This window comes from Marinobacterium sp. xm-g-59 (assembly GCF_013283315.1).
GTDB lineage: Bacteria > Pseudomonadota > Gammaproteobacteria > Pseudomonadales > Balneatricaceae > Marinobacterium_E.
In genome coordinates, this window is sequence record NZ_WBYR01000001.1 from 242,405 (window position 1) to 263,599 (window position 21,195).

The 21,195-nt window shown below is 48.4% G+C and carries 22 protein-coding genes; 4 read left to right on the forward strand and 18 right to left on the reverse strand.

The annotated features are described in order from the left end of the window. Nucleotides 1-16: 16 nt before the first annotated feature. The 14 genes from XMG59_RS01135 to leuC form a co-directional block, all read right to left on the reverse strand. Nucleotides 17-538, reverse strand: coding sequence for a CvpA family protein (locus tag XMG59_RS01135; protein WP_173480842.1), 522 nt, complete (start codon nt 536-538; stop codon nt 17-19). Nucleotides 539-622: 84 nt separating this feature from the next. After that, nucleotides 623-1,213: an SPOR domain-containing protein gene (locus XMG59_RS01140; protein WP_217362025.1), complete on the reverse strand. Its 591-nt coding sequence runs from the start codon at nt 1,211-1,213 to the stop codon at nt 623-625. Continuing rightward, complete coding sequence (gene folC, locus XMG59_RS01145) at nt 1,195-2,466, reverse strand: bifunctional tetrahydrofolate synthase/dihydrofolate synthase (RefSeq protein WP_173480841.1); 1,272 nt, start codon at nt 2,464-2,466, stop codon at nt 1,195-1,197. Before folC ends, XMG59_RS01140 begins: the two co-directional genes overlap by 19 nt. Before the next feature lie 22 nt (nt 2,467-2,488). Further along, nucleotides 2,489-3,364 (reverse strand): acetyl-CoA carboxylase, carboxyltransferase subunit beta, encoded by an 876-nt coding sequence (gene accD / locus XMG59_RS01150; protein WP_173498075.1) that lies wholly within the window; start codon nt 3,362-3,364, stop codon nt 2,489-2,491. Nucleotides 3,365-3,385: 21 nt separating this feature from the next. Continuing rightward, nucleotides 3,386-4,189, reverse strand: a complete 804-nt coding sequence (trpA, locus tag XMG59_RS01155; RefSeq protein WP_173484486.1) for a tryptophan synthase subunit alpha — start codon at nt 4,187-4,189, stop codon at nt 3,386-3,388. Nucleotides 4,190-4,201: 12 nt separating this feature from the next. Beyond that, nucleotides 4,202-5,416 (reverse strand): tryptophan synthase subunit beta, encoded by a 1,215-nt coding sequence (gene trpB, locus XMG59_RS01160; protein ID WP_173494411.1) that lies wholly within the window; start codon nt 5,414-5,416, stop codon nt 4,202-4,204. Further along, nucleotides 5,400-6,026 carry a phosphoribosylanthranilate isomerase gene (locus XMG59_RS01165; RefSeq protein WP_371731704.1) on the reverse strand — a complete coding sequence of 209 codons (627 nt, stop codon included), beginning with the start codon at nt 6,024-6,026 and terminating at the stop codon, nt 5,400-5,402. Before XMG59_RS01165 ends, trpB begins: the two co-directional genes overlap by 17 nt. A 94-nt stretch (nt 6,027-6,120) precedes the next feature. Next, the gene (truA, locus tag XMG59_RS01170; RefSeq protein WP_173480837.1) at nt 6,121-6,957 is read right to left on the reverse strand and encodes a tRNA pseudouridine(38-40) synthase TruA; all 837 of its coding nucleotides are present in this window, start codon (nt 6,955-6,957) and stop codon (nt 6,121-6,123) included. A gap of 3 nt (nt 6,958-6,960) precedes the next feature. Continuing rightward, nucleotides 6,961-9,609, reverse strand: a complete 2,649-nt coding sequence (locus tag XMG59_RS01175) for a FimV/HubP family polar landmark protein (RefSeq protein WP_173498076.1) — start codon at nt 9,607-9,609, stop codon at nt 6,961-6,963. 108 nt (nt 9,610-9,717) lie between these two features. Beyond that, nucleotides 9,718-10,683 (reverse strand): Asd/ArgC dimerization domain-containing protein, encoded by a 966-nt coding sequence (locus XMG59_RS01180; protein WP_173494410.1) that lies wholly within the window; start codon nt 10,681-10,683, stop codon nt 9,718-9,720. A gap of 57 nt (nt 10,684-10,740) precedes the next feature. Then, the gene (gene asd, locus XMG59_RS01185) at nt 10,741-11,853 is read right to left on the reverse strand and encodes an aspartate-semialdehyde dehydrogenase (RefSeq protein ID WP_173482429.1); all 1,113 of its coding nucleotides are present in this window, start codon (nt 11,851-11,853) and stop codon (nt 10,741-10,743) included. An 84-nt stretch (nt 11,854-11,937) separates the two neighbouring features. Next, a complete protein-coding gene (gene leuB, locus XMG59_RS01190) occupies nt 11,938-13,023 on the reverse strand; it encodes a 3-isopropylmalate dehydrogenase (protein ID WP_173480833.1) in 1,086 nt (361 codons plus the stop codon). A gap of 135 nt (nt 13,024-13,158) precedes the next feature. Then, nucleotides 13,159-13,806: a 3-isopropylmalate dehydratase small subunit gene (gene leuD, locus XMG59_RS01195; protein ID WP_173482428.1), complete on the reverse strand. Its 648-nt coding sequence runs from the start codon at nt 13,804-13,806 to the stop codon at nt 13,159-13,161. Between the two features lie 20 nt (nt 13,807-13,826). Then, complete coding sequence (gene leuC, locus XMG59_RS01200) at nt 13,827-15,251, reverse strand: 3-isopropylmalate dehydratase large subunit (protein ID WP_173482427.1); 1,425 nt, start codon at nt 15,249-15,251, stop codon at nt 13,827-13,829. 229 nt (nt 15,252-15,480) lie between these two features. Between leuC and XMG59_RS01205 the strand changes: the two genes are divergently transcribed. The 4 genes from XMG59_RS01205 to XMG59_RS01220 all read left to right on the forward strand — a co-directional run bounded on the left by XMG59_RS01205 (nt 15,481) and on the right by XMG59_RS01220 (nt 18,523). After that, the gene (locus XMG59_RS01205; protein ID WP_173480830.1) at nt 15,481-15,642 is read left to right on the forward strand and encodes a carbon storage regulator; all 162 of its coding nucleotides are present in this window, start codon (nt 15,481-15,483) and stop codon (nt 15,640-15,642) included. Between the two features lie 80 nt (nt 15,643-15,722). Next, a complete protein-coding gene (locus XMG59_RS01210) occupies nt 15,723-16,604 on the forward strand; it encodes a LysR family transcriptional regulator (protein ID WP_173498077.1) in 882 nt (293 codons plus the stop codon). Nucleotides 16,605-16,653: 49 nt separating this feature from the next. Next, a complete protein-coding gene (locus tag XMG59_RS01215) occupies nt 16,654-17,487 on the forward strand; it encodes a hypothetical protein (RefSeq protein ID WP_173498078.1) in 834 nt (277 codons plus the stop codon). Continuing rightward, nucleotides 17,480-18,523, forward strand: a complete 1,044-nt coding sequence (locus XMG59_RS01220) for an alpha/beta fold hydrolase (RefSeq protein WP_173484483.1) — start codon at nt 17,480-17,482, stop codon at nt 18,521-18,523. Before XMG59_RS01215 ends, XMG59_RS01220 begins: the two co-directional genes overlap by 8 nt. A 69-nt stretch (nt 18,524-18,592) precedes the next feature. Here XMG59_RS01220 and phaR read toward each other — a convergent pair whose 3' ends face one another. The 4 genes from phaR to XMG59_RS01240 all read right to left on the reverse strand — a co-directional run bounded on the left by phaR (nt 18,593) and on the right by XMG59_RS01240 (nt 21,180). After that, nucleotides 18,593-19,045, reverse strand: coding sequence for a polyhydroxyalkanoate synthesis repressor PhaR (gene phaR / locus XMG59_RS01225; RefSeq protein WP_173480825.1), 453 nt, complete (start codon nt 19,043-19,045; stop codon nt 18,593-18,595). Nucleotides 19,046-19,061: 16 nt separating this feature from the next. Continuing rightward, the gene (locus tag XMG59_RS01230; protein ID WP_173480824.1) at nt 19,062-19,313 is read right to left on the reverse strand and encodes a DUF6489 family protein; all 252 of its coding nucleotides are present in this window, start codon (nt 19,311-19,313) and stop codon (nt 19,062-19,064) included. 80 nt (nt 19,314-19,393) lie between these two features. Further along, nucleotides 19,394-20,548 carry an MFS transporter gene (locus XMG59_RS01235; protein WP_173498079.1) on the reverse strand — a complete coding sequence of 385 codons (1,155 nt, stop codon included), beginning with the start codon at nt 20,546-20,548 and terminating at the stop codon, nt 19,394-19,396. Between the two features lie 2 nt (nt 20,549-20,550). Next, entirely contained in the window at nt 20,551-21,180 is a 630-nt protein-coding gene (locus tag XMG59_RS01240) for a LysE family translocator (RefSeq protein ID WP_173482420.1), read from the reverse strand. Between the last annotated feature and the right edge of the window lie 15 nt (nt 21,181-21,195).

The following is a 21,195-nucleotide window of genomic DNA, read 5'->3' on the forward strand; positions in this document are numbered from 1 at the left end:
ATCTACCTATATCGAACTAATTCACGGCACTGGCGCTGGCTGGATCACTGCTGAGTGTCCAGATTACACCACCTATCTCTTTTGCAGTCTCTTTGGTCCACTCCTCCATCAAAACGAAGTGAGGAATGAGCTGAGAATCTTTCCACCATTGATCCTCAACGGCTGGGGTTAGCCCCAACAGAGCAACAATGACAACAACAACCAGACCGCCACGAACGGCACCAAAGCCCATTCCAAGGATACGATCGGTTGCAGACAAACCGGTTGCACTGATCAATGCGGTAATCAATTTACCGACAAGGGCACCCACGATCAGTGTTAATACAAATAGAGCGGCAAAGGCTGCCAACATACGGAGGGATGGGGTCTCGATGTAATCAACCAAATAGGTACTCAGACTGGTTGAAAACAGACGCGCCACTATAAAAGCACTGACCCAAGTGACAAGTGATAGAGCTTCTCGCACGAATCCACGCTTGAGGCTTAATAGACTGGACACGGCAACGATGCCGATAATTAGCCAATCAGTCCAGATCATCTTCTCTATCCAAAGTTAAAAACAGCTGCATTTTATCAGAGTGGATCGGTTTACCCAATGAACTCTTGATCTATTTATCATCGCTTACTGAGTTGTAAAGCGCACAATCATACCATCCAATGAGTACTGCTCTTTGATCGACTCTTTTAGCGACTCTAAACGGGTACGTTGCATTTCTGGGCCGATGTAGACACGAACTAGGTCGTTGGCACGACGGATATAGACCTTGTATCCCGCTTTTGTCAGATCAGCGCGAAGAGACTTAGCATTTCGCTCATCTTTGAAACTTGCTAACTGTAAAGACCAGGCCGCCGGAATTCCGTTCTCATCCAAAGCTGGCATATCTTCTGCCGGCGAGACCTCTTCAGGAGCACGTTGCTTCATCTTTTCGACCACCTCTACAGGGGGTGCTTTTATCACAACGGGCTGAGCCACTGGCGCTGGCTCGTTAATCACCTCGGGTTCGTTGATTGTATCATCCAAAACAACCGCTGGAGCCGCTTCCATAACGGGCGGCAAGGTCGGTGCAGGAGGAATACGATCCACAATTTTACGCTCTTTATAGCCTGCGGCATCGAAGATCAGCGGAGCGATAGAGAGTGAGATTACCAAGAGCGCTCCCAACCCTAACAATCGACGGCGAATACTTGCCTGAATTAATGCGTCTTGAGCCAACTCAGGGCCTCCGTAACGGTTAGAAAAGAGCCGCAGATCAGAACCTGCTCACTCTCTGAAGTAGAGTTTGATAATTGATCAAGCGCCTCGGATACAGACGCGAAACATTGATGAGGGTTGTTTGCCCCAACCAGATTCACAAGCTCTTCAGCTTGACTGGCGCGCGGTCCTTGTAGTGAAACCAAGTACCACTCATCGGTGATCGGCCTCAGTGCCTCAATCACACCCTGTCGATCTTTATCATTAAGCATACCCAGCACTAGGGTTCGCTTCGACGGCTTTGGCTGTTGCTGCAATCGATCCGCTAAGTACTCAGCCGCTTGCGGATTGTGTGCCACATCGAGCAGACACTCGGTTACACCGATTGTTTCACTCTGCATGCGACCGGTGAGATGTACACTCTCTAATCCACTAGCGATCGACTCAATGGAAACCTCAGGAGCAATCAGCGTCAATACTTGCAGGACAGTCGCAGCATTAATCAGTGGCAAAGGAGGCACTTGCAGATCAAAGTAAGCGATATGCTCACCCTTCAGATCGACACCCGACCAGTTCCAGACCTTCTGAGCGTCATCTAATCGATAATCTTGGTTAAATTGGTAGAGCGGAGCATTCAGTTCAGCCGAGTGTTGAACAATCGATCGAGCTGCCGGTGACATCGCACAGACCGCTGGTTTATTAGGTCGAAAAATACCCGCTTTTTCGCGCGCGATGGACTCGATGTCGTCGCCCAACCAATCAATATGGTCCAACGCAATGGAGGTAATCACAGCGATGTCAGCATCGACAATGTTAACGGCATCCAATCGCCCGCCGAGCCCAACTTCTAAAATCACATAATCAAGAGCCAGGTCTGAAAAGATGATCAGCGCAGCCAGTGTGCCGTACTCAAAGTAGGTTAAAGAGATCTCTTCTCGAGCTTGATCTATCCGACAAAATGCATCAACAATGACTTCATCAGATGAATCTAATCCGTTGATCTTTATCCGTTCATTGTAGTTTAAAAAATGAGGGGAGCTGTAGACACCGGTGGTAAAATCTGATGCGCGAAGAATAGAATCCAACATCGCGCAGGTTGAACCCTTACCGTTGGTACCCGCTACAGTGATGACTTTACTGCGAGAAAAATCCAGATTCAGGCGACCGGCCACTTCAGCAACACGATCTAAACCCAAATCAATCTCAGACGGATGAGCGGCCTCAATGACTTCGAGCCACTCTTCCAAACTGTTAGTTGAGCTCAATTTGCTCATAACCCAATCGTCTTCTGAGCGCTTAGTCGGCGAGTTGTTGAGCAGGCTGGCCCTGCATTTGACGAAGCATTTTAGCAAGACGGCTACGCATCTCACCGCGCTCAATAATCATATCAACTTGCCCATGCTCTAGAAGGAACTCACTGCGCTGGAACCCTTCAGGAAGTTTTTCACGAACGGTCTGCTCGATAACACGTGGACCTGCAAAGCCAACCAGTGCACGAGGCTCAGCAACGTTCAAATCACCCAGCATAGCAAGGCTGGCAGAGACACCGCCGTAGACAGGGTCAGTTAACACAGAGATGAAAGGGATACCTTTGGTACGCATCTCTTCAAGTACAGCCGATGTACGAGCCATTTGAAAAAGGGAGAATAGCGCTTCTTGCATACGAGCACCGCCTGAAGCAGAGAAGCAGACCAGAGGAATACCCTCAGCCAATGAGACTTCAGCAGCACGTACAAAGCGCTCACCTACAACTGTACCCATTGAACCACCCATGAAACGGAACTCGAAAGCGACCGCAGCAACTGGGTTGCCCTCTAAGGTACCCTTCATCGCAACCAATGCGTCTTTCTCGCCGGTATCGCGCTGAGCAGCCGTTAGACGATCTTTGTATTTCTTAGAGTCTTTGAACTTAAGACGATCGATTGGCTCAATATCAGCTGCAATCTCTTTCGTTGACCCTTCATCAAGGAAGTAGTTCAAACGCTGACGGGCGCCAATACGTAGGTGATGATCACATTTAGGGCAGACATGTAAGGTCTTATCTAACTCTGGCTTGTACTGCACACTTTCACACTTTGGACACTTCTCCCAAAGCCCTTCTGGAATGCTGTTGCGTTTTTTCTCATCATTACGTGCCAGTGACGGTACGATCTTTTCCAACCAGTTACTCATGGTACTCCCTAAATGATCGACTTAAGCGTCGATCGCTTGACGCATTTCTTTAACTATACCTGCAACTGCAGCAGGAATCTTCCCTGGCGTGTTTGCCAGTTCTGCAATTTGATTAACCAGCACGGAACCGACAATGGCACCATCGGATACTTTAGAGACGGCTGCAGCAGACTGACCATCACGGATACCGAAGCCTACACAGATCGGCAGATCTGTATCCTGGCGCATATCGCTGATGTAGGCCCCTACTTCATCTACATTCAATGCTTTTGATCCAGTCACACCTTTAACGGATACATAGTAGAGATAACCACTGCCCTGCTCACAGATCGCCTTACGACGTTTTGGAGAGGTTGTCGGTGCAATGAGGAAGATGATATCAAGTGACTCAGCCTTCATTGCCGCCATTAGGCCAGCAGACTCAACCGGTGGCATATCGACCACTAGCACACCATCGACACCTGCCGCTTTAGCGTTTTTAGAAAAGGTTTCGTAGCCCATCACTTCGATAGGGTTAAGGTAGCCCATTAGAACCACCGGTGTTGTCTGATCCTGTTCACGGAACTGAGCAACCATTGCCAATACATCGGTCAAACTGGTGCCGTGCTCAAGGGCACGCTCACAGGCTAACTGAATCACGGGGCCATCGGCCATTGGATCCGAGAAAGGCACACCCAACTCAATGACATCCGCTCCCGCTTCAACTAGTGCATGCATTAGAGGCACGGTAACGCTTGGGTTTGAATCACCACCGGTTACATAAGGGACAATCGCTTTACGTCCCTCTGCCTTCATGGCAGCAAAGCAGGCTTCAATACGACTCATTTAACTCTCCAATTACATCTCAATGCCGTCGATGCCTGCGACGGTATGTATATCTTTATCACCACGACCCGATAGGTTTACAACAATCACTTGATCTGGACTCATCTCTTTTGCCATCTTCATGGCGTAAGCAACCGCGTGAGAGGATTCAAGTGCTGGCATGATACCTTCAACCTGCGTCAACGTACGGAATGCATCGAGTGCCTCGTCATCATTGATCGCAACGTACTCTGCACGGTTAATATCTTTCAAGTAGCTGTGCTCAGGACCTACACCTGGGTAATCAAGACCGGCCGAGACAGAGTGTGTACCGATAATCTGGCCGTTATCATCTTCCATCAGGTAGGTACGCATTCCATGCAGTACGCCTGGACGACCATCACTTAGCGGTGCTGCGTGTTCACCCGTTTCAAGACCGTGACCACCCGCTTCAACACCGATCATACGAACCGACTCATCTTCAATGAATGGGTGGAACATACCGATGGCGTTCGAGCCACCGCCTACACAAGCCACAACAGCATCCGGTAGACGACCAATCTGATTCATACACTGCTGTTTTGTTTCACGCCCGATGACGCACTGAAAATCACGCACAAGCATTGGATAGGGGTGCGGACCTGCAGCAGTTCCAATGATGTAGAAGGTATTATCGACATTGGTTACCCAATCACGCATCGCTTCGTTCATCGCATCTTTAAGCGTTTTAGTGCCCGAAGTAACTGGAATCACTTCAGCACCCAGCAGCTTCATACGGTAGACGTTTAGCGCTTGTCGGCGAACATCCTCTTCACCCATGTAGACCTTACACTCAAGACCCAGACGAGCAGCAACCGTTGCCGAGGCAACACCGTGCTGACCAGCACCTGTCTCAGCGATAACACGCGGCTTACCCATAAACTTAGCCAGAAGTGCCTGACCAATGGTGTTGTTCACCTTGTGTGCACCGGTATGGTTAAGATCTTCACGTTTCAAGTAGATTTTAGCACCGCCCACTTTTTCTGTGAGGCGCTCAGCAAAATAGAGTGGCGAGGGACGACCCACGTAGTGAGCGAGGTCTTTATCAAACTCCTCTTGGAAGTTTGGGTCGTTAGAGAGTTTTTTGTAAACTTCTTCAAGCTCTTCCAGAGCACCCATTAACGTTTCAGAGACAAATCGACCACCGAATTGGCCAAAGTGTCCATTCTCATCGGGTAGCTGCACCTGTGTATTATCTGTTGTTGGCACGGTAAACCTCGTTCATAAAATCTGTCATTTTATTTGAATCTTTAATCCCTTTAGATGCCTCAACACCCCCACTCACATCAACAGCGTAGGGAGACACCTGAGCGATGGCTTCAGCAACATTCTCTGCCGACAAGCCACCCGCCAAAATAATCTTGGTTGCCAGTTCAGTTGGTATTCTGGACCAGTCGAACATTTCACCAGTACCCCCAGGTATCCCAGGGGTATAAGCATCCAAAAGAATCCCTTGTGAGGATGCGTACGTCTCAAACTGAGCCGTTAGATCTAACTCCGGCTTCATGCGAAGCGCTTTGATGTAAGGTCGAGAGAATCTGGAACAAAACTCAGCACTCTCATCACCGTGAAACTGCAATAGATCAACACCTGCTGTGGCGATAACCTGATTAACGACCTCAGCAGATTCATTCACAAACAGAGCCACACTGGTAACGAACGCAGGCAGCTTGGAAATAATTTCAGCAGCCTGTTCTGGAGTAACAGCTCGCGGACTTTTAGCGTAAAAAACAAAGCCAAGCGCATCACACCCAGCATCAACGGCCGATAGCGCGTCATCTATATTGGTGATACCACAAATTTTTACACGAGTTCGCACAATAGAGGCTCTAAATTAGGTCGTTAAAGACAACTGAGTTGATCACTCAATTTATCGGTTGGAAAGTCTACCAAAACAGAGAGAGTTAGTCAGTCTAATGGCCCAAGAAATATGGCCCTGTACCACCCTTCGGCAGTGCAAACTCTTCAGGGTATTCAACATCACAAAAATAGAGTCCCCAAGGCGGAGCGGTCACCCCACCTTTGCGACGATCTTTGGCCTCTAGCACCTCAGCCGCCCACTCTACCTCAGCCTCTCCAGAACCAATTTTCATTAACACACCGGCAATATTTCGAACCATATGGTGTAAAAAAGCATTGGCTTGAATATCGATCACAATGATCTCACCGCTTTTATAAACCTGCAGATCATGCACCGTACGAACGGGACTGTTCGCCTGACAGGCAACCGCTCGATAAGAGCTGAAATCATGCTCACCGATCAGACAACGACTTGCCGATTGCATTCGCCCAACATCAAGACTCTTGTGAGTCCAAGTAACCCCTCTAGAGAGAATCGCCGGTTTAACAGGTGCCGAGTAGATCAGATAGCGGTAGCGTCTTGCTTGAGCAGAAAAACGGGCGTGAAATTGATCCGACACCGGTTTTGCCCAAAGCACCGCAATGTCATCAGGGAGGTGTCGATTCGTACCCATCACCCAGGCACGATCGATTCGCTGATTGGGTGTATCAAAGTGAACAACTTGATAACAGCCATTCACCCCGGTATCGGTGCGGCCAGCACAGACCAGATGCACATCGTGATTCGCAATCTTTGCTAACGCCTGCTGCAGACGTTCCTGAACCGTGACAACCCCTTCATCTGCCTGAATCTGCCAGCCATGATAGTTTGCACCAGCGTACTCAATCCCAAGGGCGTAACGAAAAAGGGCGACTTCCGTCGCCCCTTTGATGTTTTCAATATCGCTCATTAACTAAGCTTTATCCAATTGATCCAAGAGGTTTGCGAACTCCTGCTGCTGAGCAGAAGAGCCTTTGTCTTTCATACTGACAAGGATATCACGAGCAGCCTCATAATCATCCATTTCAATGTAAGCTCTTGCTAGATCTAATCGGGTTTCGTTTTCATCTGCACCACTGTAGAAGTGGGTATCAAAATCTTCTGACTCTGCGGTGTCATTAATCTCTTCTACCACCTCTAGATCGCCATCAACTTCATCGAAAATCTTTTCGATCTCCCCGTCCAGCGCCCCAGAATCACTCTCTTCTACGACAAATTCCCAATGATCGTCAGACTGTCCGTCAGCTTCAACATCTTGATCCACCTCGATATCAAATGCCTCATCGGGAACGCTGGCATCGCCCATCATTGCCTCTAGAGCGACCAGGTCCTCATCAATGGAGTCAGTGTGCGCTGGTTCATCCGTTGAGTCTGCTTGCGGCATATCAACGCCCGGAATTTGGCTCTCTTGTGGTTCTTCGTCAGATTCTGAATCAAACGGCTCGATAACAAAATCGAGGTCTTGCAGCTCTGCACTCTCCTCTTCTACAGGCTCCACAATCGATTCAACCGAATCGGCATCTGCCAGTGAGGCTTCTAGCTCAGAGTCAAGAAACTCCTCTAAATCATCATCTTCCGGCTGCGACTCATCGGCTTCGTTAACCATCGCCTCTTGCTCTTCAGGTGATGACATAGCTGCATTAGCTCTGGAGAGGAAATCATCAGCGTCAGAACTTGTTTCTGTTTCTGTTTCCAGTTCATTATCATCAATGACCTCAGGCTGAGGTTCAACTGAAGCGAGATCACCTGTATTTGATGATTCATCAACGGATTCATTTGGCGGTGACTCTTCAGCAACCTCATCGCTGATCGCTTCCATCTCAGCTTGGGCCGCCTGCTCACTGGCACGAGCTCGAAGCACCTCATCGATCATCGACTGAATCTCAGCTTCAGCCTTAGCGATACTCTCTGAATCAGAATCAGGCTTTGGATCGATGACTGGCTCAATCGACGTTTCCAAAGCGGGTTCAACAGCTGATGGCTCAACGACAGCCATAGTTGGGGTCGACGATGCTGAAGGTACTAGAGGCGCTTCAGAGATAACCTCATCCTCTTTTGCCGCACTGCTCGCGGGTTCACGATAAGGCGCAGGCTTTCTTGAAGATCGTATTAACAACAGCAGCAACAATAGAAAGGCTACAGCACTGCCACCAACGATTTCAGGATTCATTCGAACATAGTCGATCACAGCAGCGACTGGGTCCTCATTACGCTGTTGAGCTAGCTGCATCTGCTGTTCCAACTGCTGTTGCAGTTGCGCAACCTGTTGATCTTTTAGCTCAATTAGACGCTGCATGGTCTGTAGCTGCTCAGCTATAGAGTCCAATTTTGCAGAGAGATCAGCATTGTCACGTTCAACTTTCTCGACACTCTCCTGAGTTACAAGCAGCTGATTTTCCAAGTCTCGATTGAGTGCTTGAAGCTCCTGTTCGCGAGGCGTTGATTCAACGGGCGTAGCAACAGAATCTTGATCTAAAGAGAGAGAAGCTCCCTCCTCTTCAGTTTCAACCACAGAGTTAGAGGGTTCGCTATCAGCTCGGACCTCTACTGAATCTGATACCGTCTGACTAGCCTCAGCTTCTGAACTGCTGGTTGATAGAGGTTGATCTTGTGTCTCGTCAACAGAGACCAACTTCAATTTAGCCTCTGATGGATTAACCACTTCAGAGGTTTGAGCCGAGGGAGCTTCACTCTCTGGTTTAGCAACTGGAGTAACGTCCGCTTTCTCAATAGCTGCAGAAGCGGAGGAACGTCTGCCATTTTTCCAATCTTCATACTGCTTGCGAACTTCGATAGCCGCTTGCCTAACTGATAGCTCATTCGCTTGCGCACTATTGGGCAGCGTGACGACCGTACCGGCTTTAAGAACATTGATATTGTTGGTCGGAAAGCTACTAGGGTTTAGACGCTGAATCGCCAGCATCATCTGGTTGACCGAGACGGATTCATCAGGAAGATTACTTTGAGCCAATGCAAACAGGGTATCATTTACATCGACATAAACCTGATTCGCTGATGAGGTCTCAGTTCTCAGTGTGGTTTGGACAGTTTGCGCCGGGTTCGCTTTTAAAACCTTTTCCGGTTCAGCCTTAAGACCCTCTTTCTGAAGTGAGTCAGTTACTGGAGTGGACGGCACGGATATGGGTGTCGGTTGAGCTGCAGCCTCTACAAACAGAGGAGGATCCAACAACAGGGTGTACTCTCGAACAAGACGACCATTGGGCCAATTCACTTCCATCAAGAAGCTGATAAAGGGCTCACGAACAGGGGTGTCCGAACTAATGACGACTTTAGCACCACCCTGGGCATTGAGCTCAACGTCAAAATCAACCGAACTCAACACGCCAGATCGGCTTAAGCCAGCCAGACTGAAGGCGTCATCATCAGCCAATTTAGGACGAATATCGGATGCTTTTAAATCACGAACTTGTAGCAGTTGAATTTCAGCCTGAAGCGGCTCGTTCAATGCAGATTTTACATTGAGTTCACCTAGGCCTAGGGCATTAGCCTGACTGGCTAACAATGCGGATGAAACGGCAATACTGAGTGCTAAACGACGCACAATAACTTCACTCCACTCTATTAATCCGAAAGGATTAATCTCTCTCTATTGAATGAAGTATTGTTGCTACCCGGTAATGGGTCAAGTTTACCGGGCAGATTTTTTAAATTAGTGCTTAGTTACCAATGTAGCAAGCAGCTCTAAAAGTGCTGAGGCACGGCCGAAACGGTTCTCATCAAACATCAGGGTAGCTTGAATCGTCTGGTCCACACGTGCATCGACACGCAGGCGCGATACCAAACACTCAGTCTGCCCAATCATCGATTGAGTAGAGGCGTTGGGGCTGTGACTGAAACGCAACGCATTATCTCGATCAATGAGCGCTACTAGATCAGAGACCGATTGGTCCGCTTGTGTCTCAACCATCAGCATTGCAGAGGTACCGTGGAACATCGGCACTTGAACGGTTGATACCGTTACTTCGGCATCGTCAAACAGTGCATCAGCACCCTCAGCAATACGACGCTCTAACCCTGATTCACCTTGTTCGTCCAATACAAACGGCTGAGCCAATGCATTAAAGGCTAGGGTTGCATCTAAAAACTGCTCTGTCGCTTCACGACCATTAAGCAGTGCGGCTGTTTCACGTGCTAAAGCCTCAGCGCCTTTGCGATCATGAACACTGGCAGGCAAAGTCGCGGCAATGTGCATACGAAGAGGCTCAACTTTAGCGCTAATCGCCTGGCAGAACTTGTAGACTGCTACTAGCACAGGCTCAGCGAGCTGATACCACTCGCCAGACTCCAGACGGTCACGACCCGCGACGGCCAACTGAGACGATTCAGCAGACAGGTTAGAGTAGAGATCGATCAATGTAGCACCCAAGGAAGCGCGCTCCAAAAGATCTGCACTCGCCTCAGGTTGAGCCAGAATAACCACAGACGCTTCAGCAAACGGAGCTTGATCAACGGGACGCACCAGTGTGGAGTGCCCGTTAATCATCAATGAACGACCCGCTTCGCTCTCGTCATCCCATAAAGAGAGCTCAATTTCGCTCGCTAGAGGGTGATCTTCGAAGAGTTCAAAAAACTGGTCGGCTACTAGAGATGAGACACCAACAAAAAATAGTTTCATAGCTTTTCCAAAAAGATCGGCCCGCAAATGAGCGGGCCGTTAATTGATTCGTTACGCTTATTGAGCCAGAAGTATACGAAGCATTCGGCGAAGAGGCTCTGCAGCACCCCAAAGCAACTGATCACCCACACTGAATGCGTTTAGGTACTGTTTGCCCATCTTCATTTTACGAAGACGACCCACAGGGATACTCAATGTACCGGTCACTTTGGTTGGTGATAGCTCTTCCATAGTGATCTGACGATCATTAGGCACCACTTTCACCCAGTCGTTCGCCTCAGCAACCATCTGCTCGATCTCATCCATTGGAAGATCTTTATTCAGTTTGATTGTAAATGCCTGGCTGTGACAGCGCATTGCACCGATACGAACACAGGTACCATCGATAGCAATCGGGTTAGAGTTACGGCCAAGAATCTTGTTTGTTTCAACATAGCCCTTCCACTCTTCCTTAGACTGACCATCGGCAACAGGTACATCGATCCAAGGGATCAACGAGCCCGCAAGCGGCACACCAAAGTTATCAACGGCTAGATCGTTACGCATGGTGCTAACAACCTGACGATCAATATCAAGAATTGCCGATGCAGGGTCATTCAGAAGCGCTTCTGAACCATCGCGAATCTGCCCCATTTGAGTGATCAACTCACGCATATTGCGTGCGCCAGCACCTGATGCAGCCTGATAAGTCATTGAAGAGACCCACTCAACGTGACCCGCTTTAAATAGACCACCTAGACCCATCAACATGAGAGAGACAGTACAGTTACCGCCAACGTAAGTTTTGATCCCTTTCGCTAGACCCTTCTCAATTACATCGCTATTGACTGGATCCAGAACAATGATCGCTTCATCATCCATTCGCAGAGCAGAAGCAGCGTCAATCCAGTAGCCATTCCAGCCAGCAGCACGAAGCTTAGGGTAAACCTCTTTCGTGTAGTCGCCACCTTGGCAGGTAATAATCGCGTCCATCTCTTTTAGCGCATCAATATCAGATGCATCTTTAAGTGGAGCAATCTCTTTACCAATGTCTGGACCAGCAGCACCTACCTGAGAAGTGGTGAAAAATACCGGTTCAACGATCTGATCGAAGTCACGCTCTTCCTGCATACGCTGCATAAGAACGGAACCCACCATACCGCGCCAGCCAACAAAACCTACACGATTCATATTTACCCTCAAAAAACTTTTTCGCTATTCAATAGCTCTATCAAAAAAGGCCGGATCTAACCGGCCTTCTCGGTTAACGTTTGATTATGCGCTTAGCGCAGCAATCACCGCGTCACCCATTTCAGTTGTCGAAACCTTCGTCATGCCTTCAGAGAAGATATCGGCAGTACGCAGGTTTTGATCCAAAACCTTACTTACCGCGGCTTCGATTCGATCCGCAGTTTCGCCCTTATCAAGCGAGTAGCGCAACATCATAGCGGCAGACAGGATGGTTGCCAATGGATTTGCAATGTTTTGACCCGCAATATCCGGAGCAGAACCGTGACAAGGTTCAAACATACCCTGACCCTTCACGTTCATAGACGATGAAGGCAGCATACCGATGGAACCCGTCAGCATTGCAGCAGCATCTGAAAGGATGTCGCCAAACATGTTACCTGTTACCACCACATCGAACTGCTTAGGTGCACGTACTAGCTGCATTGCAGCGTTATCTACGTACATGTGGCTTAGTTCAACTTCAGGGTACTCAGCGCTCAACTCTTCCATCACTTCACGCCAAAGCACCGTCACTTCTAGTACGTTTGCTTTGTCGACAGAGCAGAGTTTCTTACCACGTGCCATTGCCGCTTCAAAAGCGACACGACCGATACGCTTGATCTCATCTTCGTTGTATACGTAAGTGTTGTAACCTTCACGTAGGCCATCTTCAGTGGTGCGAATGCCGCGTGGCTGACCGAAGTAGATACCACCCGTTAGTTCACGAACGATAAGAATATCTAGATCTGAAACCACTTCTGGCTTCAAAGTAGACGCGTGAGCTAACTGTGGGTAAAGAATCGCTGGGCGCAGGTTACCGAACAATCCAAGCTGAGTACGAAGACCTAGAAGCCCCTTCTCTGGGCGAATCTGAAAATCAGGGTTTGTATCCCACTTAGGACCACCCACAGCACCCAAAAGGATGCCTTTGGAGTCATGCGCCTTAGCTAGGGTCTCTTCTGGAAGAGGTACACCTGTCGCATCGATCGCAGCACCACCAACGTGTGCTTCATCAAATTCAAGACCAAGGTTATCTTGATCGTTAACCAGTTCAAGCACACGACGCGCCTGAGCAACAATCTCAGGACCAATGCCATCACCTGGCAAAATCAAAACTTTGTTTTCGTTCATTTTTCTATTCCTTATTTACCGTGTCTGGCTTTCAGCCTGACACGACTCTCTCAGCGTCTTCCAGACTACCGAGCGTAAATTAATAGCGGATGACAGGCTAAAGCCAGTCACCATCAATAGCCGCGAACAAATCAATTATTTAATCGCGTCGAACAACCAAGGCGCTTCGGCACGGCGTTTCGCTTCGTACGCACGGATATCATCAGCATGCTCAAGCGTTAAGCCGATATCATCCAAACCGTTTAGCAGACAGTGCTTGCGGAAGTCATCAACTTCGAAGCTATACTCTTTGCCGTCTGGGCTAACCACTTTCTGATTTTCAAGATCAACCGTTAGGCTCATACCGGGTGCTGCAGCAACGGCTTGGAAAAGCTCTTCCACTTCATCCTCTGTAAGAATGATCGGTAATAGACCATTCTTGAAACAGTTATTGAAGAAGATATCGGCATAGCTTGGTGCAATCACTGCACGGAAACCGTAGTCATCTAATGCCCAAGGAGCGTGCTCGCGGCTAGAACCACAACCAAAGTTGTTGCGTGCTAACAGAATGCTAGAACCAGCGTACTCTGGTTTGTTTAGAACAAAGTCTGGGTTGATAGGACGTCCAGAACAGTCTTGATCTGGCTGACCTTCATCAAGGTAACGAAGTTCATCAAATAGATTAGGACCAAAGCCAGAGCGCTTAATCGATTTAAGGAACTGCTTTGGAATGATCATATCGGTATCAACGTTGACGCGATCAAGCGGAGCAACAACACCGGTGTGAGTCGTAAACTTTTTCATATCTCTATCTCCGCCCTAACTTAAGAGTTCAACTCAAAATCGCGCACATCAACGAAGTGGCCTGTAATCGCAGCAGCCGCCGCCATTGCTGGGCTCACTAGATGGGTACGACCACCGAAGCCCTGACGGCCTTCGAAGTTACGGTTAGAGGTTGATGCACAGTGCTCACCATTACCCAACTTATCTGGGTTCATCGCAAGACACATTGAACAGCCCGGTTCACGCCACTCAAGACCCGCTTCAACAAAGATCTTATCCAAACCTTCCGCTTCTGCCTGCGCTTTTACAAGACCAGAACCAGGAACAACAAGCGCCTGCTTCACTGTGCTTGCAACCTTACGGCCTTTAACAACTGCAGCGGCAGCGCGCATATCTTCGATACGGCTGTTAGTACAAGAACCGATAAAGACACGATCAAGTTTGATATCGGTAATCGCCTGGTCCGCGTTCAAGCCCATGTACTCAAGCGCACGAGTAATAGAGTTCGCTTCATCTGCATCTTTAGCGTTCGCTGGATTTGGCACAGTGCCATCGACAGCAACCACCATCTCTGGCGAGGTACCCCAAGTCACCTGAGGTTTGATATCAGCGGCGTTGATCTCAACGACCTTATCGAACTGAGCATCATCATCAGAGACTAGATTTTTCCAGTTTGCTACAGCCGCTTCCCACTGATCCGCAGTTGGTGAGAATGGACGACCTTTAAAGTACTCAATCGTCTTATCATCGACCGCTACAAGACCTACACGAGCACCCGCTTCGATCGCCATGTTACAGATAGTCATACGACCCTCAACAGAGAGCGAGCGGATCGCCGAACCCCCGAACTCCATCGCAAAACCTGTACCACCGGCCGTACCGATAACACCAATCACGTGAAGTACAACGTCTTTAGCGGTGACACCAACACCAAGATCACCGTCTACTTTAATCAGAAGGTTCTTCATCTTCTTAGCGATCAGACACTGAGTCGCAAGAACGTGCTCAACCTCAGAAGTACCAATACCATGCGCTAGCGCACCAAAAGCACCGTGGGTAGAGGTATGCGAGTCACCACAGACAACGGTAGAACCTGGCAGAGTCATACCCTGCTCTGGGCCCACAACGTGAACGATACCCTGACGCTCATCAAGCATCTTGAACTCGACAATGCCGTACTCGTCACAGTTCTCATCCAGTGTTTTTACCTGAATACGAGAAACAGGATCGACAATCTGATCGACGCCACCAGCACGTTCAGTGGTGGGTACGTTGTGATCAGGTGTTGCTAGGTTAGCGTCGATACGCCAAGGTTTACGACCCGCCATACGCAGGCCTTCAAAAGCCTGAGGTGAAGTGACCTCATGAAGAATTTGACGATCGATGTAGATTAATGAACTGCCATCTTCGTTCTGACGCACCAAATGGGCATCCCATAATTTGTCATAGAGTGTTTTACCAGCCATCTCTCTCTCCTGGTTGGTGACCTATCCGTAAGGATTTAAAAGTGGCTAAATTTTATCCACACCTCTTTCAATAGACAAACTCTTATTATTTATAATTTCCATTCCAAATGAGAATAGTTAAATTTTTTGAAAAAAATTAATCTTTTTTTTATAAAGTTCAAAATATGGTCTACATTTCATTGGTAACACAAAAAACAGATTAACTTTTCCTAAGAAGGGACTCTTATCCATGCTTGTACTTACACGTAACGTCGGCGAAAAATTGATTATTGATGGCAACATTGAAGTAATGGTGGTTGAAGCAGGTGGCGGCAGTGTTCGTCTCGGCATTGAAGCACCAAAAGATGTGCACATTGTTCGCGAAGAGCTACTAGAAGAAGACGAATCCTGAGATAAGTCTTTGATCAAAAAGCACCCTCTGTGGTGCTTTTTTTATGCCTATTTCAACCGCTCTCTTGTAAGCTTAGGCTTATGGATACCTCTACCCTACAAGCCTTTGTTGAAACCGCTCAGCTAGGCAGTTTCTCCCAAGCATCACAGCGACTGTTTATAACTCAGTCAGCAGTCAGCAAACGCGTGGCTCAGCTAGAAGAGCAGGTTGGAGCTCGGCTGTTTGATCGAATTGGTCGAACCATAGCATTGACCGATGCCGGTAAAGCACTGCTCCCCCAGGCACGTCGCATTCTGGCGGAGTTAGAAGACGCCAAGCGCGTCGTTAAAAATATAAAGGGTGATATCTCAGGTCGCCTGTCGGTCGCAGCAAGCCACCATATTAGCCTTCACCGACTTCCCAACACACTGCGCACCTTCACCACCCAATTCCCTGACGTAGAGCTAGATCTGCGCTTTTATGAGTCAGAAGTGGCTTATGAGGCGGTATTGCATGGTGACATTGAACTGGCACTGATCACACTCTCGCCAGAGTCAGACCCACGTCTCCACTCAGAAGTATTGTGGTTAGATCGACTCTTTTACTGTGTCTCCAACGACCACCCTATCGCTCAGCATGGCACAACCGATTTTGAAACGTTGAACCAGTACCCGGGTATTTTGCCTGCCCCGAACACCTTCACCTCTCTGATTGTGCACGAACAGTTAGCCCAGCGAGGTCTAACACCCAATTTAGGTATCAGCACCAACTACCTTGATACCATTCGTATGATGGTCAGTGTTGGTTTAGGCTGGAGCCTACTTCCAGAGTCGATGATTGATAACAGCCTGCATAAGGTGGTGATCGACAGTGACGCCATTGAACGCCCACTTGGGTTTATCTACCACCGTGACAGAACACTCTCTAATGCGGCGGGCAAACTGCTCAATCTACTAAAAGAGGATGCGCAGAAGGGTTCATAACTGAATCAGGGTGAATTACTATGATTCAAAGAGTAAATAAGGGCTTAGCGTGAACCATCCGCTTCTAGATCAGTTCAATCAATGGCTGCAGCAGTTCGAGCAGACGGGATCTGTTATCGATACCACTCGTTTAAATGAGTGGAACCATCTAATGGATCAGTTCCAAACGCACCCTGAACAACTCTCCAGTAATCATGCCCAGTGGATCAAAACGCTTGCTCAAAACTCCAAAGCGATGATGAGTGTGGTTGAAGCACTGCAGGATCAAGCGACCGACTCCAGCGAGCAACTGAAAAAGCTAAGAGAAGAGTTGCACCAATTCAACGTCCAACTTCTTCTGCAACAGGCGAGTTTGCCACAGCAGATGGCACCGCTCTTGTTCACTCACACCCACTTATCGACCCTGTTTAATGAGGAGCAACTCGCTAAATTTGAGCAGTTAAAATCCTCATTGAACACTCCTCAGTTTGAAAAACTTAACCAACTGATTGAATCCTTTATGCAGTGGCAGCAAGCAGGCCAAACACTGACCGAAGAGATGAATCAGATTACTGAGTTGGCAACCCAGACCTGGCAAGAGCAATTCGATGACTCACTCTCTGCCAAGGATCAGATTGAGCTCTGGGGTAAGATCTACGACAGCACCTACCAGGTTCAATTCCAAGAGCCCTCGATGCAGCTAGCTCAAAGCGGGTGGCTGAATGGATGGGCCGATCTAAAACTGGCTTGGAAACAACTTCTGACGCAACTGACAGAACAAGCGGGACTCCCCTCACCTGAGCAACTCGATAGACTGATTGAACAGCTCGATCAACAACGCAGACGCATTCGACAGTTAGAGAAGCGGCTCTCTGCCCTCGAATCAGGTGATCACAATGGCTAATCGGTATAACCAAGCCCTGCTCGATTCACAAAAAGAGCTGGCTAAGGCTATGGCGGTACTCAGTGAACTCCCCCCTTTGGAGGATAGCTCACTGAAAGCCGAGGTGGTGTTAACCCTCGATAAGATGAGACTGCTGCACTTTAAACAGTCTGGACGACGCAGACAGCCGCCGCTGATTATCTGTTACGCGCTGGTTAATCGACCCACTATTCTCGATTTAGCCCCCGACCGTTCACTGGTTCAAGATTTACGAGCCAAAGGGCGTGATATCTATCTAATCGATTGGGGTTATCCCGATCTGTGTGATCGACATATTGGGCTTGATGACTACATTGGCGACTATCTAGATAGCGCCGTGCAGTGCGTTATAGAGCGTTCCGGTTTTGAACAGATTGACCTAATGGGCATATGCCAGGGTGGCGTTTTCTCTCTCGCTTATGCGAGTTTAAAACCAGAGCGTGTTCGTAAACTGGTCACTTTGGTTACACCCGTGGATACTGGTGTCGAAGGGTTTACGCTTAGCGAAATGGTCCGAGAAACGAACATTGAACAGCTTGTTAAAGCCTATGGAAACCTTCCTGGTCAGTTTCTCAATCAGATCTACGCTGCGCTCAAACCACTGCAACTGGGTGTCGTAAAAGAGATGGGGCTGAGCCGCTCGATTCAAGACCCGACAAGCGCCGAGCTATTCTTGCGCATGGAGCAGTGGATCAATGACAGTCCTGATCTAGCAGGCCGGGCCGCTGTAGAGTTTGCAGAGACATTTTTTAAAGGGAATGGACTGATTCAAGGCTCATTCTATGTCGACTCCAAAGCCGTTAAGCTAAGGTCCATTCGGTCTCCCATCTTGAATATCTTTGGCACTAAAGACCACTTGGTACCACCTACCTCAAGCCAAGCATTACACGCGGCAATGGATCCTAACACTCCCTACCAAGAGTTGGCTCTCCCTGCCGGCCACATCGGCGCCTTCATCAGTGATCGCTGTCGTGGCCAAGTGATTGAAGCCATCGAGTCGCATTTGAACCAAAAATAGGCTTAGTTTGAACACAAAAAAAGAGAGCGCAGGCTCTCTTTTCTAAAGTATGCAGAACGAAAGAAAGCGCTATTTCTCCTCTTTCTCACCCTCTTGCTTAGCCGCTGGATTGAACATATTCCAAAACGCCATGTTCTGATCCGTCAATTTGTTCATCATCGTTAATGGATTGGCAGCGCCCATCATCGTCTCCATCTGGTCTCGAATACGATCTTGGTGCTCTAGAAAGGCGCTGATGCTCTGTTCTAGGTACTGGCTCATCATGCCCTGCATACTATCACCGTAGAAGCGGATGAGTTGCTGAAGCACCTGATTGGTTAGCAAGGTACCGCCCCCATCAGCCTCTTGCTCAGAGATAATTTGCAGGAGAATGTTGCGCGTTAAATCTTGGCCTGTTTTAGAATCCTGAACCTGAAAGGTCTCACCGTTCATTACCAGCTGCTTCACATCTTCAAGGGTCACGTAGCAGCTGCGAGAGGTGTCGTAGAGACGGCGGTTTGTATATTTACGAAGAATGCGCACAAAAGTACCTCAACAATTATTTATCGTTTTTATCACTGGTATTGCTGGTCATCATTCCGAAGAAAGCCTTTTGCATGGCCTCCATCGAATTTAGGCCTGAATTTAGATAGGGCTGCATTAAAGAGAGAGCGTCATAACCATCTGCGCCATTAAGCATCTGCTGTCTAAACTGTTCAACTAACTCTTTTTGAATTTCGGACACATCGGGTAGACCTAGGGTGCGGCGAAACTCTTCTGGGGTTAAATCAACATCTACACTGATTTTCATAACGATCTCCATCCAGCACTTTTAAGAAGCCTGTAGGCTTGAGCATAACGCGTTTATTTTCGCACTGCAAAAAAACCTTTTTAGCTATTTTGCTGCACTTTTGCCGGCAACTTACCGAAGGATATCAACAACAGAGCTACGAGGCTGGCTGCCGCCGCAAAGATGAAACTAACGCCAGAACCGAAGTGGTGCCAAAGGTAGCCAGCAATGATGGAACCAAACAGACCACCTAAACCAAAGCCGAGGCTAGAGTGCAGAGCCTGCGCCCTGCCCTCGCTTCCAGCGGGAAAGAGCTGCTGCACAATACGAATGCCACTGGCATGCAGCACCGCAAAACTGGCAGCATGTAGCAGTTGAGAGAGTATGATAATTAGCAGTGAGTCAGACAGGGTTGCCATCATTAACCAGCGCAGCACTGCCAGCATTAAACTCGCCATAAAGACACTTACGAGCGAAAAGCGTTGCCACAATTTGTGCAACACAGCGAACATCGCTATCTCAGCCAGAACGCCTAAAGACCACAATAAACCTATGGATAAGCCGCTATACCCCTCTTGCTGCAGCAAGAGGGTGTAAAAACCGTTGTAGGGGCCGTGAGCCAATTGTGCAAAAAAGATCAGTGCAAAGAACTGTAACACTTCAGGACGTCTCATCACCTTTGCAACAGAGACAGATTTGGCGGAATTGATCGGTGCGGCAGCCGGCTTGGGAACCGTCCAGGTTGCAAAGTAGATAGCAATTAATACCACCAACAACCCAATAGGCACCCACTCGATCTGATCGTCTATGAACAACTCACCACCGATCAAGGTAGCCGCAATGAACCCAACGGACCCCCACAAACGAATTTTCCCGTAGCGATCTCGCTTCTCACCTAGATGACTTAAGGTAACTACTTCAAATTGCGGCAAAATCGCATTCCAAAAAAATGAGAAGCAGAGCATCGCAAGCAGCAGCGGCCAAAACCCCTCAATGAACAGCACCGGAACAAAGGCTAATACGGCCAGCAGTGCACCCAGTTTAACAACCCGCATGCGCTCCATATGACGATCGGCCACATAGCCCCAAATACTTGGAGCATAAAGCCTAGAGAGGTGAAACGCGCCTAATAGAAGTCCAATCTCCTCAGCATTGAAACCTTCATGGCTAAGATAGGGAGCCCAAAATGGCATCACCACGCCTAACAGTGAAAAGAAGGTGTAGTAGAAGAGTGAAAGTCTTAGCTCAAGGCGCATCGTTAACTACGCTCACCAAGCAACAGGCGTAGTCCGAACAGCAGATAAACGCTTCCACTTAAGCCATCTAAAGCTCTGATCACACCTCTATTGAACAGAAGATGACGTACTCGATCGACACCCAATACCAAACCACCCTGCCAGACCATGGCGATACAAAAATGGATTAACGCCATCATCAGAGACTGCAGGAGTGGTGAATAGCCCGATACCAGAAATTGCGGTAACAGAGCCATATAGAAGAGTAAGGTTTTCGGGTTTAACAGATTGTTGAGAAAACCTTGATAGAAGGCCGAGCGTAAAGCTCTTTGCTCAGCAACAGATTCCAAAATAAATGCGCGTCCTATGAATAGATCTTTAAGCGCTTTCAGTGCAAGAAAGATCAAATAGCCTGCTCCTAACATCTGCATGTAAAAGAACAGTGTTTCTGAACTGGCCAGAATGGCAGCCACGCCTAATGCACTCAATGTTCCGTGCACAAACAGTCCCAGGCAGATACCAAGACTGGCCAAAAAGCCCTGGCTTCGACTGCCTACAGAGCGTCGCAATACCATCATCGTATCGACACCGGGGGTTAGTGTTAATAGGGTAATGGCCACAAGAAACGCGGCCCAAGGGAAGAGTTCAAGCATTAAAAAAGCCCAGTG

What these genes read in the sequence shown, in the direction of transcription:
- XMG59_RS01135 (WP_173480842.1), bottom strand. Translation starts at nt 538, where the DNA reads ATGATCTGGACTGATTGGCTAATTATCGGCATCGTTGCCGTGTCCAGT.
- folC (WP_173480841.1), bottom strand. Translation starts at nt 2,466, where the DNA reads ATGAGCAAATTGAGCTCAACTAACAGTTTGGAAGAGTGGCTCGAAGTC.
- accD (WP_173498075.1), bottom strand. Translation starts at nt 3,364, where the DNA reads ATGAGTAACTGGTTGGAAAAGATCGTACCGTCACTGGCACGTAATGAT.
- trpA (WP_173484486.1), bottom strand. Translation starts at nt 4,189, where the DNA reads ATGAGTCGTATTGAAGCCTGCTTTGCTGCCATGAAGGCAGAGGGACGT.
- truA (WP_173480837.1), bottom strand. Translation starts at nt 6,957, where the DNA reads ATGAGCGATATTGAAAACATCAAAGGGGCGACGGAAGTCGCCCTTTTT.
- XMG59_RS01180 (WP_173494410.1), bottom strand. Translation starts at nt 10,683, where the DNA reads ATGAAACTATTTTTTGTTGGTGTCTCATCTCTAGTAGCCGACCAGTTT.
- asd (WP_173482429.1), bottom strand. Translation starts at nt 11,853, where the DNA reads ATGAATCGTGTAGGTTTTGTTGGCTGGCGCGGTATGGTGGGTTCCGTT.
- leuB (WP_173480833.1), bottom strand. Translation starts at nt 13,023, where the DNA reads ATGAACGAAAACAAAGTTTTGATTTTGCCAGGTGATGGCATTGGTCCT.
- leuD (WP_173482428.1), bottom strand. Translation starts at nt 13,806, where the DNA reads ATGAAAAAGTTTACGACTCACACCGGTGTTGTTGCTCCGCTTGATCGC.
- leuC (WP_173482427.1), bottom strand. Translation starts at nt 15,251, where the DNA reads ATGGCTGGTAAAACACTCTATGACAAATTATGGGATGCCCATTTGGTG.
- XMG59_RS01205 (WP_173480830.1), top strand. Translation starts at nt 15,481, where the DNA reads ATGCTTGTACTTACACGTAACGTCGGCGAAAAATTGATTATTGATGGC.
- XMG59_RS01210 (WP_173498077.1), top strand. Translation starts at nt 15,723, where the DNA reads ATGGATACCTCTACCCTACAAGCCTTTGTTGAAACCGCTCAGCTAGGC.
- XMG59_RS01220 (WP_173484483.1), top strand. Translation starts at nt 17,480, where the DNA reads ATGGCTAATCGGTATAACCAAGCCCTGCTCGATTCACAAAAAGAGCTG.
- XMG59_RS01230 (WP_173480824.1), bottom strand. Translation starts at nt 19,313, where the DNA reads ATGAAAATCAGTGTAGATGTTGATTTAACCCCAGAAGAGTTTCGCCGC.
- XMG59_RS01235 (WP_173498079.1), bottom strand. Translation starts at nt 20,548, where the DNA reads ATGCGCCTTGAGCTAAGACTTTCACTCTTCTACTACACCTTCTTTTCA.
- XMG59_RS01240 (WP_173482420.1), bottom strand. Translation starts at nt 21,180, where the DNA reads ATGCTTGAACTCTTCCCTTGGGCCGCGTTTCTTGTGGCCATTACCCTA.